Source organism: Halalkalirubrum salinum (assembly GCF_005543295.1).
GTDB lineage: Archaea > Halobacteriota > Halobacteria > Halobacteriales > Haloferacaceae > Halalkalirubrum > Halalkalirubrum salinum.
This window is the reverse complement of the sequence record NZ_SRSG01000009.1, coordinates 76,144-92,673: the sequence shown is the minus strand read 5'-3', so window position 1 is coordinate 92,673 and position 16,530 is coordinate 76,144. Positions and strand designations below refer to the sequence as shown.

The following is a 16,530-nucleotide window of genomic DNA, read 5'->3' as shown; positions in this document are numbered from 1 at the left end:
CAGTGGAGACTCCATTTCGCGGACAATCCACTGGTTCACACGACGCCCTCGGCTCGGAGCCGGTCGATCGACGCTTCGGTGTATCCGAGTTCTGAAAGAATCTCATTTGTGTGTTCCCCGAGTGACGGTGGGTGCCGGCGGATGGTCGCCGGTGACTCCGAGAGATGCATCGGGCTCGACACCATCTCGATCGGTCCTGCCTGTGGGTGTTCAACTGTCGTTTTCATCTTTCGGGCTGCCGCCTGGGGGTGCGACAGTGCCGCCTCGATGTCGTTGATCGCGGTTGCTGGCACGTCTGCGGCCGACAACAGCGTGAGCACCTCCTCGGTCTTGTAGCCGGCGAACTCGCGTTCGAGCAGTGGGTCGAGTACGTCCCGGTTTTCGACACGGTCGGCATTCGTCTCGAATCGATCGTCATCAAGAAGGTCCGGACGATCGAGTGCATGACACAACCGCTCCCAGATGGCCTCAGAGGCGGCCGCAACCACAACGTGGCCATCTCGGGTCGAAAACGCCTGATAGGGCACGATCGTTGGGTGTTTCGAGCCCATCTTCGTTGGGCTCTCACCGCTCGCAAACCAGTAGCTCGCCATATATGAGAGCCATGCGAGCTGTCCGTCAAAGAGACTCACGTCGATTTTTTGTCCACCTTCGTCGGCGAACGCCCGTCGAAACAGCGCCGCGAGAATCGCCTGTGTTGCGTACATTCCCGCCCCGATATCCGCGATCGCGACCCCAACTCGGACGGGTTCACCATCGGGCTCGCCAGTGATGCTCATGAATCCACCTTCGGCCTGCATCACCAGATCGTACGCGGGCCGATCGGCTGCTGGCCCCCACTCGCCGTACCCCGAGAGTGAACAGTATACCAAATCCGGGTTCGCTTCGATGAGATCCTCGTAGCCGAGCCCCCACTTCTCAGTCGTTCCCACGCGGAAGTTCTCGACGAACACATCTGCGTCTGCACACAGCTCTCGTACCACCGCCCGGCCGCGATCGGTTTTGAGATTCAGCGTCATCGATCGTTTGTTGCGGTTCACACTCGCGTAGTACGCGCTCATCGATTCGTCATCCTCGAATGCCGGTGGATACCATCCCCGCGTTTGATCGCCGGTTTCGGGCTGTTCGATCTTGATGACGTCCGCACCGAGATCGCCCAGTTGCATCGTACAAAAGGGTCCAACGAGTACCTGTGAGATGTCTACGACCGTTACGCCCGACAGTGGACCGGCTGTCCCGTCTGGATCGCGTGCTTCCCCAGCCATTCGTCTCTCTTTTGTGCTCGATGAGTTATATCTCTCGCTGGTTTTTGTCGGGATTTGTGGCGACCAATGGCATTGGGTAGTGTCGATTGCTGTCCCGACCTCCACAGGATCACCCGACGACCTGAATCGGCACGAGCATGAAACACAACAGGCCGACGCCGAAGGTCGCGAACCCGATCGCGATCCGCGGCCAGCCGATCGACGACTCGTCGGTCGGATTTGCGGGGCCACTGTAGGCGATCGCCATGGCGAACACGCCCCAGAAGGCCCACAGCCCGACCGACTCGTTAATCCCGAGGCCACGAATGTAGTACAGATACCCCGCAATTCCGAACAGTGCGGCGGGGACGAGTGAGGCGATCGTCTCCTGGCGCTCGCCGACCATCGCCCGAACCATGTGCCCGCCGTCAAGTTGACCCACCGGGAGGAGGTTAAGCAGGGTAAAGAACATCCCAACCCAGCCGCCAATAATCACCGGGTGCGGGTTCAATGCCGGATCCGAATACGTCGCCTGCTCGCCGATCGCCCACGCGATGAGATCCAAAAGCGGCGGGTTGTTGAACGTGATCGTCTGGCCGGACTCTGCCTGTTGGAGCACCGATGCGGGGATCTCGACCGGCCCGAGCGACAGCCCGATCGCCGTGACGACAACCGTTGCGATGAGCCCGGCGATCGGGCCCGCAACGCCGATGTCGAAAAGCACCTTTCGACTGGGCATCCGGCCACGCATACGAATGATCGCGCCGAGGGTTCCAAATGGGAAGACGAACGGGATCACGTACGGCAGCGAGACGTCTACCCCGTGGTATCGCCCCATCGCGTAGTGACCCAGCTCGTGAATCATCAACACTCCGAGGACCGCAGCCGTGAACGGCCACGCCTCCAGTACGGAGAGGGGATTTGCGGTGATCTCTTCCATGGGAATGTAGTACCACCCATATGCACCGACAAAGAGCGTCGAGATCACCGTCGCGGCGAACATGATCACGTTCGTCCACGGAATCCCGTCACGGCTGCTGCTGCCGATCGGCTCGGCGACGAGTGCGAGGTCGCCGTCGACCCGAGCCAGCTTGAGGTCGTACCCACGACGCTGAAACGGCTCCCACAGCTCGCCGAGCAGCCGCTTTCTTGGAATCAACGGCTCGCCGTAGTACAGGATTCGATCGCCGTCGACCCGAATATCGGTCAGGTGGTACCACGACTCCAGCTCGGGGGGGCGTGGGACCGACCCATCAACGGATGTCGCGACCGGATCGTCGTCAGCCATCACGGGAGATATGGGATACGGGAGTTTATGTGTTGTCGTCGACGGTGAAAGCGATCGCTCATGTGGCTGCTGAACTATCGCCGGTAAAAAACGATGGGGACCAGCTGGAGCGCTTACGCCGTTTCGACGCGCCAGGTCGTCGCGCCCGTGTAGGACCACTTTTCGACGGTCAGCTCAGTGGCCGAGTCGCGAAGTTTGACCATCAACGCGCCGATCTCTTTCGGCGAGAGTCCGACGTCGTCAGCGATAAACTTCCCTTTGAAGTACATCTCGCCGTCTTTCGCGCGATCGAGCAGGTACTGTTTGAGACGTTCTTCTTTCGGATTGTCCGCGGTGGAGGGGGATGCTGTTGCGCTCATTGTCAACCTCAACTTCGGATTACCGCTGGGTGGGTATATAAACTCCAGACCGTTGGATGTGGTTCAATATGATTTACGGTATTCACCTCGTAAAAGGCCAAAAACGATCGCTCCTGAAAACAACTTAGAGAAGCTAAGATTATTTATTCTCTCGCCTCGAATTTTATTTCAAAATTATACTCTAAATATTATTGTCTGACGATACTCGCACTACCGCCGCCCGATCGCGCTTATTTGTTACAATAATTGCCGGTTACTCGTCGATCGGCGTGCCGCCCGCATCGCGATCGCCCGACCAAAACGACCAGTATGCGACTTCAGTTCCCGAACGATACGCCAGCCTTCTGTGTCACTCCGATCGCTCGTGGACCCAAAACTCTGCATCAGCGGTAGTCTCTCTTTTGAATATCGGGACCTCGTCTTTGAGTCGGTTGATGCCGTCTTCGACGGCTCTGAACGCCTCGGTCCGGTGGCCGGCGAGCACGACAACAAAGACGATATCCTCGCCATCTTCGATCCGACCGACGCGGTGGTGCATCTGGACCGCCAGGACACCGTCGCGCTCGGCCAGTTCAGATTCGATCCGGGACATAGCCGTTTCGGCGACGCCTTCGTACTTCTCGAAGGTGAGCGCTTCTGTCGGGCTGTCGTCTGGGGCGTCTTTTGCGCGGACCCGGCCGGTGAAGGTTGCGATCGCGCCCGATCGCTCGGCCTTTGGAGAGGCTTTAACACGATCGATGAGGGTTTCGAGCGTCACGTACGGTTCGGTCTCTTCAAGTGTCGTTGCGATCGCCTCAAGTTCGAGCGCCGATCGATCGGCCACGCGTTCGAGGAGCAGTGCTCCCTCCGGTAGCTCGTGATCGCCGATCACAACTGTCGGCATTCGGGTCCGGCTCACACCCGCGAGCAACGCGTAGTCGAACTCGCCGGCAAGGTCATCGAGTAGCGACTGGAGGCCGCTCCCCGCAGTCGTTCCCCGCCACGACCCCTCGGGCCCAAGCTCGTAGGCTCCGTCGGCGGTTTCGGGCTCAACAGGGTTCGTCTCCGTTCGATCGATCGTTGCGACCCGTCCATCAAGCACTGCGGCGAGGCTGCCAACAACCTCGGCCGCACCGGGTCCGAGCACGCTGAGCGTCTGCATACCACACATCGAGGCATCGAGCCGCTTGAGCGTGTCGGGGCGCGCTGGGCGGCAACAGTCCATTCTGTTTCGGTCCGTGTGGCCGATAGTTGGCAACTCTTAAGGCCGGATCAAAGCTACGACTCTCCAATGAGAGTCGTGATTTCGTTGGGCGGAAGCGTCCTTGCGCCCGAACTCGATCCCGATCGGGTCGCTGCACACGCCGACGTCATCGAGTCGCTTGCCGCGGAGGGCTGTGAGCTTGGGGTTGTCGTCGGCGGCGGTGGCGTCGCCCGCGAGTACATCGGGGCTGCCCGCAACCTCGGGGCAAACGAGGTCCAACTCGACCAGATTGGGATCGACGTGACCCGGATCAACGCCCGCCTGCTCATTTCGGCGCTCGGCCCGGGGACCCGTCCGACACCAGCAACGGACTACGACGAGGCTGGCGAATCACTCAGACGCGGTGACGTCACCGTCATGGGTGGGGTCATGCCCGGCCAGACGACTGACGCGGTCGCCGCGGCGTTCGCCGAGTACATCGGCGCCGACCTGCTCGTCTACGCAACCGGCGCTGACGGGGTGTACGACAGCGATCCCGCGATGAACGACGACGCCCGCAAGTTCGAGTCGATGTCGCCCGCTGAGCTCGTCGACGTAATCGTCCCAATGAGCCGGGATGCGGGTGCGTCCGCACCGGTTGATCTGCTTGCTGCGAAGCTCATCGAGCGATCGGCGATGCGCTCTGTCGTTCTCGACGGCAACGATCCCCGGCGGATCAAATCTGCGGTTCTCGACGGCGATCACACCGGAACTGACATCATCCCCGATGGAAGTGACGAACCGACCTACTGGGCCCAGACCGTATGAACGACACGACTGATACGACTGACCCGGCTGACGCGACTGACACATCTGACCCGGCCGACGCGACTGACACATCTGACCCGGCCGACGCGACTGACACATCTGATCCGGCCGACGCGACTGACACATCTGACACAGCTGACGCGACCGACGCGACTGACACGGCTGACGCGACCGACGAGACCGACGAGACTGACGCCATTGATACGTCTGCCGACACGGAGACCGACCACGAATCATCCTCACCGCACGTCCTCTCTGCGATCGATCGCGAGGACAGCGACATTCCCCACCACGCCTTCTGGGCCGACGAGGTGGCTGATACGATCGAAGCACGCGATCCAGCCGAGCCGATCGTGATCAAAGGCGGGGTCTCACCGTCTGGTGTCGCCCACCTCGGGAACTTCAACGAGATCATGCGCGGGTACTTCGTCGCCGCGGTGCTTCGCGAGCGGGGCCACGAGGTTCGACAGGTGTTTACCTCTGACGACAAGGATCCGCTTCGCAAACTTCCCAGAAAACTTGCTGACAGCGAGGGGAACATTGTTGGGTTGGGCGACGTTGATGCCGGTGCGCTCGGGCGGAATCTTGGCAAGCCCTACACCGACATCCCTGATCCCTTCGGAGAAGCCGACTCGTACGCCGCCCACTTCGCGTCGCTCCTGCAGGCCGACGCCGATCGCCTCGGGGTTCCCGTTGAGATGCTCTCGAACACCGACTTGTACGCCGAGGGCGCATTCGATTCGGTCGTCGAGTGTGTGCTCTCGGAGGTCGAGACTGCTCGTGAGGTGCTGTCGGCGTATCAAGACAAAGTCGACGACTCGTACGTTCCATTCAATCCGGTCTGTGAGAACTGCGGGAAGATCACCGAAACAGTCACCTCGATCGATCTCGCGGCCAACACGATCGACTACGTCTGCACGGACCTGACGGTCGGCGATCGAACGATCGAGGGCTGTGACCACGAAGGAACTGCCACGTTCCGGGAGGGCAAACTGCCGTGGCGCTTCGAGTGGCCCGGCCAGTGGCAGGTGCTCGGCGTCGATTTCGAGCCGTTCGGCAAGGACCACGCGGAAGGCTCCTGGCCCTCCGGCGAAGACATTGCCCGGACAGTCCTCGATATCGACCCGCCGGTCCCGATGACATACGAGTGGTTCACGCTCAACGGCGAGGCGCTGTCCTCTTCAGCGGGCAATATCGTTACCGTCCCCGAGATTCTCGAACTGCTCGAACCCGAGGTACTGCGGTACTTTTTCGCGCTCAATCCGCGGAAGGCGCGGGATCTCGACCTCTCGCGGCTCGATCAGCTGGTCGATGACTTCGATCGCTTCGAGCGCGCGTACTTTGGCGAGGTCGACGACGAGGATCTCACTTCCTTCGCCGAGCGGGCGTATCCGTTTGTCGTCGACGAGATAGACCCCGACCGAATCCGACTGCCCTACACCTTCGCGGCCGTGCTTGGCATGGTTGAGGACCCCGCGTTCCGCGAACAGCTCGCCCGTGACGAGGGGCACATCCCCGACGATGCGAGTCAGGCGGCGATCGACGCCGCGCTCGCCCGCGTTGAGAAGGCTCGAACCTGGGCTGAGCGGATGGACAACGCCTACAACTACCGGCTGCAGGCGGAACTGCCCGACGTTTCCTTCGACGACGCGACCGCCGCCGCGCTTGATTCGCTGGCGTCGTTCGTCGAGGTGGGCCACGACGGCGAGGCGATCCAAAGCGAAATCTACGAGACAGCACGCGAGCACGATCTCGACGTGAGCGAGCTGTTCGAAGCAGGCTACCGCCTGTTCTTTGATGAGACGCAAGGCCCACGGCTCGGGGAGTTCCTCGGCGAACTCGAGCGGGAGTTTGTTGTCGATCGACTGCGTAGAGAAGCCTGATGGGCGAGAACCGATCGCTGGACGATTTTCTCGACACCAGTTCGGATACCGACGACGACGCACACACCGATCCCACAGGCGCAGTCGACGCCGCGAGCCCAGACTCGGCCGATCCTGATACCGCGAGTGCTGAACCCACAGCCTCCGCAGACTCGGCCGATCCTGATACCGCGAGTGCTGAACCTACAGCCTTCACCGACGCAAACTCCCAGAGCCCCGACAAAGACTCGCCTGATAATCCCTCCAACCCAATAGGTTCGATCGCAGTCTACCGGTTCTCGCCGGAGCCGACCGAGTGTCCGGGCTGTGGTGTGTCGGTCACCGCGCTGTGGCGCGACGGCGATCGCTACGTGTGTCGATCCTGCAAAGACTGGTGACCACGACTCATTGAAACCGGGTTGCCTGTCGATCGAACGCGCTCGCCAGCGATGCCTCCGACAATGTAGTCATTGTCGGCCGGCCGTGCGGGCACCGGTACGGATCCGCGCACTCCCCGAGCCGATCGATGAGTGCCTGTGCAGCCTCGGCAGACAGCTCGTCGCCGGCTTTGATTGATGGGTGGCAGGCGAGCTCCGCCAACAGCACTTCGCGTGGATCCGCCCCAGAGCCGTCGTTGGCGACCGATCCCACGGCATCGCGGATCGACGCCGCCGTTGCCGTCCGGCCGAACGGCGCGGGGACCGTTTTGACCCTGACCGTCGAGTCATCGAACGGCTCGACCTCGTAGCCGAGTTCGGTAATCGCCTCAGCGTGTGCGTCGAGCCTTGCCCGCGCTGTTGGCGAAAGCGATACCGTCGCCGGCGGATCGAGCTTGGCAGTCTCGATTGGACGGCCGTCGAACACCGCACGGAGGCGCTCGTAGTTCACCCGCTCGTGGGCGGCGTGTTGATCGATCACAATCAGTTCGGCATCAGCCTCACAAAGCAGGTACAGCGATCGAAACGTCCCGATTACCGACAGCTCGTCGAACCGTGAGGCTGGCCTGCCGGTCTCGATCGCCGTGTCAAGATCGGTCGCGACGGCGCTTGCACGGCGATCGTCTCCCGACGATAGCGCGGTGTCGATCGCGTCGGTGAGCGCCGGCCCGATCGCGTCCTCGCCGACGAGTCCGACGGTTTCTTTTGCGGGGTGGACGTTCGGATCGACCAGCGCTGGCGGCACGTCGAGACGGACGACTGCGATTGGGAACCGCTCGGAGGGGAGCCGCGGTCCGTACCCCTCCCGTACCGCTGTTTCGATCGCCCCATTCAACACGGGACGACCGTTCACCGCGACTCTGATATGATCTTTGCGCGACCGATCGATTGCGGGAGAGACCAACGCGCCGTCGATCGACACGTCGACTGACTCTTCAGTTTCTCCGACAGTAACTGCCCGCTCGTGGTCGAAGGTGCTCGCGTGGGAGGCAACCTCCCGATCGTAGATTCCGAGCAGCGCGTCGGTGAATCCCCGCCCGGTCGTTGAGATCGTCTCCGAGCCGTCGTGTCGAAGCGTAAACCGCACGTCAGGGCGACCCAGCGCGTAGGCGGTCACCCGATCGACGATCCGGCGGAACTCCGTGGCCGCCCCAGCAAGTGACTGCCGGCGTGCGGGCATCGTGTCGAACAGGTTGGTTACCGTCACGGTTGTCCCCTGCGCCCGTCCGGCGTCGGTCACTGTTGGTTCGTCTGCTTGCGGTTCGTGGTGTAGCTTCGTCCCAACCGCACGACCGTCGCTCGTCACGATCGACACGGTCGCACACGCGGCGATCGACGCCAGCGCCTCTCCCCGAAATCCGAGCGTGTCGATACGACCGATTGCCGCGTCGTCGGCTGGATCGAGCTTGCTCGTCGTGTGCCGGTCGATCGCCCGCTCGGCGTCCGCCCGCGCCATTCCACACCCGTCATCGGAGACGGCGATCCGCTCAGTCCCGCCCCCAGCGACCTCGATCTCGATAGCACTCGCGCCGGCATCGAGCGCGTTGTCGATGAGCTCGGTCACGACGCGACTCGGGCGGGTGATCACCTCGCCGGCGGCGATGCGATCGACGACCGTCTGGGGCAGCCTGCGGATCGATCTCTCGGCCATACGTCCGGCAAAAACAGTCCAGCGAATATATGCGTTACCGCCGGGCTTCGTGTCCCTGTCTGCTCACCGGAGCTTCGACTGCAGCGAGTCCAGCAGTGTCAGCGCCTCGATCGGCGTTGTTCGGGCAATGTCGAGTGACTCCAGCTCTGCAGCGATCTCGGCGAGCGTTTCGGCTTCGCCCTCACCACCGTCCGGATCGGTCTCCGAGCCGCTTGCAGAGCCTGCCGGCGATTGGTCTCCGTCTGTTGACGGACTGACCGTTTCCTCTGTTTCTGTCACCTCTTCGTCGACGATCGCGTACGCCTCCTCGACGACTGCCTCTGGGACGCCCGCCATCCGGGCGACCTCGATCCCATAGGACGCCGACGAGCCGCCGCGAGCGATCCGATGCAGAAACGTCACCGACTCACCCTCCCGCGTTGCGGCGAAGTGGCGGTTGACGACGCGATCGTACTGCGATTCGAGCGCGGTTAGCTCGTGGTAGTGGGTGGCAAATAGGGTTGTCGCGCCGATCTCGTCGTGGATGTATTCCGTTGTCGCCGCTGCGATCGCCCGCCCGTCGGTCGTACTCGTGCCGCGGCCAACCTCATCGAGCAAGACGAGCGATCGGTCGGTTGCCTCGGTGAGGATGTCGGTCAGCTCGGTCATCTCGCGCATGAACGTCGACTGCCCGCCGGCGATGTCGTCGCTCGCGCCCACGCGGGTGAAGAGCCGATCGACGATCGGCACGCGGGCGGCCTCGGCGGGGACGAAGCTCCCAAGCTGTGTGAGGAGGACAATGAGCGCGACCTGCCGCATGTACGTCGACTTGCCGCTCATGTTCGGTCCGGTGATGATCGCAATCTCTCCGCGCGCGAGGTCGGTGTCGTTCGGGACGAACTCCCGTTCTGTTGACTCGACGACCGGATGCCGTCCGCCTTCGATACGGATAGCTGCGCCTGGATCGGCGACCGTCGGTCGGACGTAGTCGCGGTTGACCGCCGTACTCGCAAGCGAACACAGCGCGTCGAGTTCGCCGATCGCGCCCGCAAGCGCCGTGATTCGATCGGTTTCACCGGCGAGTTCCTCGCGAAGCGAGGTGAAAAGCTCGTATTCGAGGTTCTCGGCGCGCTCTTCGGCGGCGAAAATCTCGTCTTCGCGCGCTTTCAGTTCTGGTGTGTAAAATCGCTCAGCGTTTTTGAGCGTCTGTCTGCGGGTGTACTCCTCGGGCACGTGCTCGAGGTTGGGATTTGTCACCTCGATGTAGTAGCCGTGGACCTGATTGTGTCCCACAGCCAGCGAGTCGATCCCGGTCCGTTCGCGCTCGCGTTTTTCTAACTGTGAGACCCACTCGCGGCCGTCCTGTGCGGTTGCTCGTACGTTGTCGAGATCTTCGTTGAATCCCTCTCGGATCACTCCCCCGTCGGTAATTTCCATCGGCGGATCAGGCCGGATCGCAGCCTCGATTCGCTCGCTGACGGCCGACAGTGGGTCGAGCCGATCGGCCAGGGCGGCGATCGCCTCGGACTCACTCGAGAGTGGCTCCAGGGCAGCTCGGAGTTCGGGCACGACCGCAAGCGTCGACGCAAGCGATCTGAGGTCTCGGGCGTTCGCGCGCTCCCGGGAGAGTCGCCCGGCAAGGCGTTCGAGGTCGTAGGCATCCGCCAGCCCGTCACGAAGTTCCTCGCGGGCGATCGACGCCTCGGCGAGTGCCGCAACCGCACTCAGCCGTGATTCGATCGCCGCACGGTCGACCAACGGCCGGCGGAGCCAGCGCTCGAGACATCGCCGACCAAGCGCCGAGGACGTCGCGTCGATCGTTTCGAACAGGGTCGCCCCACCTGCTCGCTCGCGGGTTTCAAACAGTTCGAGGCTGGCCAGCGCCGCGCCGTCGAGCCGCAGCCGCTCGTGACGGGTCTCTCGCCGAACGGCTCCGACGTATCCGAGCGAGCCGTCGTCGCCCTGGGTGTATTCAGCGTAGCCGACCACCGCAGCGCAGGCGCGTCGTTCGAGGTCGGTTTCGAGTGCTGCGGTGTCGTAGGCGTCCAGCCGATCGTTTGGGGCCGTCGCTTCAAGTCGACTGGTTTGGGAGACTGCCCACGAGCCGGCCGCAATTGCTTCGATGTCCGCGGTCGATGGCTCGACGAGTACCTCTGCGGGGTCGATCCGTCGAAGCTCCGTCTCTATCGCTGCGGTGTCTGGTGTGGGGACGACGAACCACTCGCCCGTCGAGACGTCGATCGCGGCGATCGCAAACTGCTCGGGCCCGCCGGTATCTGTTGTGTCGGTGGTTTCGTTCGCCGCAATCGCGACGAGATAGTTCGTCGTTCCCGCCGCGAGCAGCGTCTCGTCGACGATTGTCCCCGGCGTCAACACCTGCGTGACTGCCCGATCGACGAGTCCCGTACTGGCGTCGGCGTCTTCGACCTGATCGGCGATCGCGACCCGGTAGCCCGCATCGAGGAGCCGTTCGAGGTATGAGGCCGCGTTGTCGATCGGGATCCCAGCCATCGGGTATGTTCCCGTCGAATCCTCACGCTTCGTGAGCGTCACCTCACAGATCCGTGCGACTGCCTCGGCGGCTTCACAAAACGCCTCGTAGAAGTCGCCGACCTGAAACAGCACGATCGCCTCCTCGTGGTCGAGACAAAGCTGTAGGTACTGCGACAGCATCGGCGTCAGCTCCGATTGCTTCGCGGCCATCGGCTCGGGTGCGCCGGTCGGATCGTCCATATCCGAACGGGCGATCCGATCGCAGATAAGCGACACGGCTGCAGATGGCCGCTCTCGTGTGGTGTATATACCCGTATTGACCGCTCGTGGCCGGATCCTGTGCATTTGCCCGGCAGAGTTACCTTTGCGCAACCACAACGGAGAATGTGTACTGTCCACACGCCACATGTGACGACCGCTCCGAACCGCCGACGAGTACACGTCGCCAGAGTCACATTCACTCCCGATATCGATGACTGACGCATCGACCGATACGGATCATGTGCCGAGGCCACTCCCGGTTACGGAGGCTGCCGCCGTCGCCGAGGCGATACTCGACAATGTCCAGCAAGTTATTGTCGGTAATCGCACGGAAATCGAACACATCATTGTCGCGGTGTTCGCCGACGGTCACGTCCTTGTCGAAGACGTCCCAGGCGTTGGAAAGACCATGCTCGCTCGCGCGCTCGCCGCGTCGATCGACTGCTCGTTCAAACGCGTGCAGTTCACTCCCGATCTACTGCCCTCTGACGTGACTGGTGTCAATGTGTTCAACCAGCAGACACGTGAGTTCGACTTCCAACCCGGGCCGGTGTTCGCGAACGTCGTCCTGGGTGACGAAATCAATCGTGCGCCGCCAAAGACCCAGTCTGCACTGCTTGAGGCGATGGAAGAACGGCAGGTGACGACCGACGGGACGACCCGTGAGCTGCCGGACCCCTTCACTGTTATTGCAACCCAAAACGACGTCGAGCCGGGACGCACCTACGAGCTGCCGCTCGCAGAGATCGATCGGTTCATGAAGAAGATTCGCCTCGGCTACCCGAGCACCACCGAGGAGACTGCGCTGCTCGAGCGAGTCTCGGGCACTCATCCGATCGACACGATCGGCTCCGTTGTCAGCACCGCGAATCTTCTTCGCGCCAAAAACACGGTCGGCGCAGTCGACGTCTCCGAGCCGGTTCGTGCCTACATTGCCGCGCTCGTCGAGTATACCCGAAACCACGCCGCACTTGGGGTCAGCCCTCGCGGGAGCATCGCGCTTATGCGCGGCGCACAGGCCCGGGCAATTCTCGACGGACGCGATTACGTCGTCCCCGACGATGTCCAGACAGAGGCCAAAACGGTGTTGTCCCATCGGATCAGGTCCGACAGCGGCGGAGATTCGGGTGAATCGATCGTCGAACGCGCCCTGAAAACGGTTACTGTGGAATGAGACTCACTCGACGAGGACGAACTGTGCTTGCGATCACGATCGGCGCCTTCGCACTCGGCGTAGCCTTTGGTGCCCGGAGTCTAAACCTCGTCGTCGTTAGCGGAGCTGTCGCGCTCGTGGCGGGGTATTTCCAGCTTCGCTCGGTTACGGTCCCGCAGGTCAGTCGTGAGGTGCCGCCGGACGACTTCGTCGGCAAGGCCCACACCGTCCGGCTCCGGTTTCTCGATCCCGTCGACGGGGGGCAACTGCGGCGTCCGCCCGTTGCGAGCGTTTGCGACGACCTTGGGGCGGGACTGACCGCGGAGACTCCGGGCGGGCAACTCGGCGATGGTAGCCCGATCGACTACACGGTGCGATATACTGCTCGTGGCGAACACCGCCTCGGTCCGACAACGTTCGTGGTACGCGATGTGTTTGGACTGCTCGAAACCCGCAAGCGTCGCCGCGGCACCGACTCGTGTCTCGTCTACCCACCACGGTATTCGATCGCATTGGCCCAGTCGGTCGTCTCGAGAGGCGACTCGGTCGACGTGAGTCGCCAGCGCGACGAATTCGATCGCCTCCGCGAGTACGATCGGGGCGACAGCCTCAGAGACATCCACTGGCCGACAACCGCAAAGCGCGACGAACTCGTGGTCAAGTCTTTCGCCGCCCCAACTGGTGAGGGCGATCTCACACTGAGCGGCGGCGCAGCGTCCGGGCGGGCTGATGAACTCGCTACTGCGGTCACAAGCGTCGCACTTGCGTTACTTGACTTGGGGTTGCCAATTACGGTCTCGCTACCGAATGGAACGCTGTCAGCCGCCGATTCAGGCGCTACGATGGTGCTTTTGACTCGTCTTGCGACCGTTGGACCAGGGGCCGTCCCCGATCCAGACGCCGATATCGTGGTCGATGCTGGCCGCGAGGACACCACGGTCCAGATCGGTGAGACAACCTGGCGCTTCGAGGATCTCAAAAGTGGATCGGAGCCGATTACCGGACCGATCCCTGACAGCTGGGGGCAAACACATCACTCAACGAATGAGCAACGCCGGATGGAGGTGTCTGTATGAGTGTGCGGACGACCTTCTTGAATGTGGTTCGGGCTCGATCGGTAGAGGCCGATACGAACGCTGTTGCGGGGGTGTTTCGTCCGCCGGCGATCGGCATTGTCGTCCTCCTCGTGGCAACGTTGTCGGTGTTTTATTCGGTAACTGGCGTCGTTGGCGGCACTGTGCGACTCACTATTGTCCTGGTAGTCGCGATTTTCGCGGCAACGATCACTGGACGGACAGTGTCGCTCCGGGCTGGATTGGTCCTTTCAGGAGCGTTGCTCTGTCTTGGGTTCGCCAGCTACCTGCTTGCAATTCCAGCAAGCCAGCGATCGCTATTTACCGTCAATCGCGTGTTCACCGACACGGCATCGCTACTGACGGGGTTTTCGGTGCTCAGGCTGACGGCCGCGCGTATCTGGATAATCTCGATCGCGCCGGTACCGACGTTTTTGACGTGGTATCTCTTGGTTCGCGGCCGTGACGTGCTCGCAACCGCTGCTGCGGGCTCAACGCTGCTGTTCTTTGTGCTCACGGGCGATGCGGGCTTTCTCGTGACCGCAGTGGGGGTCGCTGGCGCGGCGATCGCCGTCTCGTTTCGGACCGCTGCCGGTGGGCTCCGCGCGCACTGGGACACGACGGCGACCATCGTGCTCGCGGCGTTAGTGCTCTCGGCAACGGTTACTGTTGTTCCGGGCGGGGCCACGCAGCCGTTGTTTGCCGATCGTGACGCGGTTGACTCCGAAGCAAACCTCGTCACCAGCGAAGAGGAACTGGCTGTCGTCGGCTCGATCGAACTCTCCCCGGAGGTTCGCTTCACCGTCGAAAGTGAGGAGGCGGCCTACTGGCGCACTGCCAGCTACGATCGATACACGGGTGACGGGTGGGTCCGGACAGGTGAGTCGAGTGCCTACGACGAATCGCTTTCGGGACCGCCCGGCGAGACTCGTGAACTCACCCAGCGAATCCGTGCAGAATCCACGATGACGGCGCTGCCGGCGGCCTGGCGGCCCGAACGCGTCAGCGGGGTCGAAGACCGAACGCAGGTGACAGAAACCGGCGACCTCCAGCTTGGTGAACCGATCGGCGCGGGCGACGAGTACGTCGTCGTGAGCCAGCGCCCGGATGCCGACAGTGACGAGCTACAGGCAGCTGGAACCGCCTATCCCGCTGAGGTTCGATCGAGATACACTCAGCTTCCGGAGACGACGCCCGATCGGGTTGGCGCGTTCACCGCTGATCTCACCGAAGACGACGAGACGCCCTACGAAGTCGCACAAACCGTTGAGACGTATCTCCGAACCGAGCGAGAGTACTCGCTGTCGGTGACCCGACCAGAGGGTGACATCGCCGACGCGTTCCTCTTCGAGATGGACGCCGGCTACTGCACTTACTACGCGACGACCATGGTGACCATGCTTCGGACCCAGGGGATTCCCGCGCGGTTCGTCACCGGCTACTCACAGGGCCAACAGGTCGAAGACGACACGTGGGTTGTCCGCGGGCAGAACGCCCACGCGTGGGTTGAGGTGTACTTCCCCGGACACGGGTGGATCGCCTTCGAGCCGACGCCACGCGATGCCTACGACGATGCCCGCGATAGCCGTCTATCAGAGGCCAGACAGTCCGGAAGCGAGGGCGTCGACACCGAAGAGAGCGCGGCCGCTGCCGCCGGAACACAGCCCGAGTTCGAAGACTCAACAGACGAGGAGACCGCGGGATCCGGATCGGACGATCGCGCAAACGAGACCGATACGAACGGCTCGACGGATACGAACACCACCAATGGCTCGGTCCCGTCAACCGCCCCAAGCGGACAGCTTGATCGCGGCTCGGTCGAAACCGTCGGCGATCAGTTTGCGACGCCCGGGACGACCGGCTCCGGGGAAGGGTCTGACGACGACGGCATCCCAACCGAAACGTACGGTCTCCTTGGAATGGGGCTGCTTGGTGCGGTGATCGGCGCGCGGCGATTGGGGTACACTGAACGAGGCTATCGTCTGCTTTGGGTTCGGTACCAGTGGGGCGATCGCTCGCCAGCCGACGATATTGAACGCGCTGTCGATCGGCTGGAGACTGCGCTTGCGCTGCGGTACCGCCCACGACGGACGGGCGAAACCATGCGGACGTATCTGCAGTCGGTTCGTCCCGACGACGATCGAGTCGATCACATTCGAATCGCGTACGAACGTGCGCGGTACGATGCACAGATCGATCGTCAGGCTGCTGACGCTGTCGTTGACAATGTCGACGAACTTGTCCGAGAACTCGTCTCGATCCGATCGCTCATCGGACGATAACTGACCGTGATCGCTGTGGTCAGCAATCCGGCTGTGCGATCGCTGTGGCAGGTCCCGACACTGTTTAATATGATCGTGCTGTAGATCCGAACTGTAATGTCGGAAGTCTGCTCGACGTGCGGGCTGCCTCAGGAACTCTGCGTCTGCGAAGACGTCGCCAAAGAGTCCCAGCAGATCAGCATCCGCATCGACGAGCGAAGGTACGGGAAAGAGGTAACGGTCATTGAAGGGTTCGATCCGCGGGACGTGGACATGGACAGCCTGTCCTCGGACCTCAAATCGAAGTTCGCCTGTGGCGGCACAGTCGAAGACGATTCGATCGAACTCCAAGGAAACCATCGCGGCCGCGTGGAGGACTTCCTCCGCGAGAAAGGCTTCAACGTCGCCTGACCCACAGTTCCGCCGTCGAGCCCCGACGCGGGTCCACCCCGAGCGTTTTTTTATTCCCAGTTGCTGGT

General features: G+C 62.4%; 13 protein-coding genes. 7 read left to right on the top strand and 6 right to left on the bottom strand.

Going from position 1 to position 16,530, the window contains the following annotated elements:
- Positions 1 to 35 precede the first annotated feature (35 nt).
- The 4 genes from E5K03_RS03085 to E5K03_RS03070 form a co-directional block, all read right to left on the bottom strand.
- Entirely contained in the window at positions 36 to 1,265 is a 1,230-nt protein-coding gene (locus E5K03_RS03085) for a CaiB/BaiF CoA transferase family protein (protein ID WP_138004899.1), read from the bottom strand.
- A 109-nt stretch (positions 1,266 to 1,374) separates the two neighbouring features.
- On the bottom strand, positions 1,375 to 2,532 hold the full coding sequence (locus tag E5K03_RS03080; RefSeq protein ID WP_138004898.1) for a site-2 protease family protein: 1,158 nt from the start codon (positions 2,530 to 2,532) through the stop codon (positions 1,375 to 1,377).
- Positions 2,533 to 2,645: 113 nt separating this feature from the next.
- The gene (locus E5K03_RS03075) at positions 2,646 to 2,891 is read right to left on the bottom strand and encodes a DUF7123 family protein (RefSeq protein ID WP_137196920.1); all 246 of its coding nucleotides are present in this window, start codon (positions 2,889 to 2,891) and stop codon (positions 2,646 to 2,648) included.
- 349 nt (positions 2,892 to 3,240) lie between these two features.
- Positions 3,241 to 4,032 (bottom strand): molybdopterin synthase, encoded by a 792-nt coding sequence (locus E5K03_RS03070; protein ID WP_138004897.1) that lies wholly within the window; start codon positions 4,030 to 4,032, stop codon positions 3,241 to 3,243.
- A gap of 129 nt (positions 4,033 to 4,161) precedes the next feature.
- Here E5K03_RS03070 and pyrH point away from each other — a divergent pair, with 129 nt between their 5' ends.
- From pyrH to E5K03_RS03055, 3 genes are read left to right on the top strand one after another with little or no spacing between them, the layout of a single operon-like run.
- Positions 4,162 to 4,881, top strand: coding sequence for a UMP kinase (gene pyrH, locus E5K03_RS03065; protein ID WP_137196918.1), 720 nt, complete (start codon positions 4,162 to 4,164; stop codon positions 4,879 to 4,881).
- A complete protein-coding gene (gene lysS, locus E5K03_RS03060; protein WP_240729923.1) occupies positions 4,878 to 6,764 on the top strand; it encodes a lysine--tRNA ligase in 1,887 nt (628 codons plus the stop codon). Before pyrH ends, lysS begins: the two co-directional genes overlap by 4 nt.
- Complete coding sequence (locus E5K03_RS03055; protein ID WP_138004896.1) at positions 6,764 to 7,141, top strand: DUF7573 domain-containing protein; 378 nt, start codon at positions 6,764 to 6,766, stop codon at positions 7,139 to 7,141. The genes lysS and E5K03_RS03055 overlap by 1 nt, the downstream gene beginning before the upstream one ends.
- A 7-nt stretch (positions 7,142 to 7,148) precedes the next feature.
- Here E5K03_RS03055 and mutL read toward each other — a convergent pair whose 3' ends face one another.
- Positions 7,149 to 8,831, bottom strand: coding sequence for a DNA mismatch repair endonuclease MutL (gene mutL, locus E5K03_RS03050; protein WP_138004895.1), 1,683 nt, complete (start codon positions 8,829 to 8,831; stop codon positions 7,149 to 7,151).
- Between the two features lie 63 nt (positions 8,832 to 8,894).
- Positions 8,895 to 11,558: a DNA mismatch repair protein MutS gene (mutS, locus tag E5K03_RS03045; protein WP_138004962.1), complete on the bottom strand. Its 2,664-nt coding sequence runs from the start codon at positions 11,556 to 11,558 to the stop codon at positions 8,895 to 8,897.
- Positions 11,559 to 11,775: 217 nt separating this feature from the next.
- Here mutS and E5K03_RS03040 point away from each other — a divergent pair, with 217 nt between their 5' ends.
- From E5K03_RS03040 to yciH, 4 genes are all read left to right on the top strand, one after another.
- Complete coding sequence (locus E5K03_RS03040; protein WP_138004894.1) at positions 11,776 to 12,738, top strand: AAA family ATPase; 963 nt, start codon at positions 11,776 to 11,778, stop codon at positions 12,736 to 12,738.
- 23 nt (positions 12,739 to 12,761) lie between these two features.
- A complete protein-coding gene (locus E5K03_RS03035) occupies positions 12,762 to 13,793 on the top strand; it encodes a DUF58 domain-containing protein (protein WP_171006579.1) in 1,032 nt (343 codons plus the stop codon).
- Positions 13,790 to 16,072 (top strand): transglutaminase family protein, encoded by a 2,283-nt coding sequence (locus E5K03_RS03030; RefSeq protein WP_138004892.1) that lies wholly within the window; start codon positions 13,790 to 13,792, stop codon positions 16,070 to 16,072. The genes E5K03_RS03035 and E5K03_RS03030 overlap by 4 nt, the downstream gene beginning before the upstream one ends.
- Before the next feature lie 96 nt (positions 16,073 to 16,168).
- A complete protein-coding gene (gene yciH, locus E5K03_RS03025) occupies positions 16,169 to 16,462 on the top strand; it encodes a stress response translation initiation inhibitor YciH (protein ID WP_137196911.1) in 294 nt (97 codons plus the stop codon).
- Positions 16,463 to 16,530: the final 68 nt, after the last annotated feature.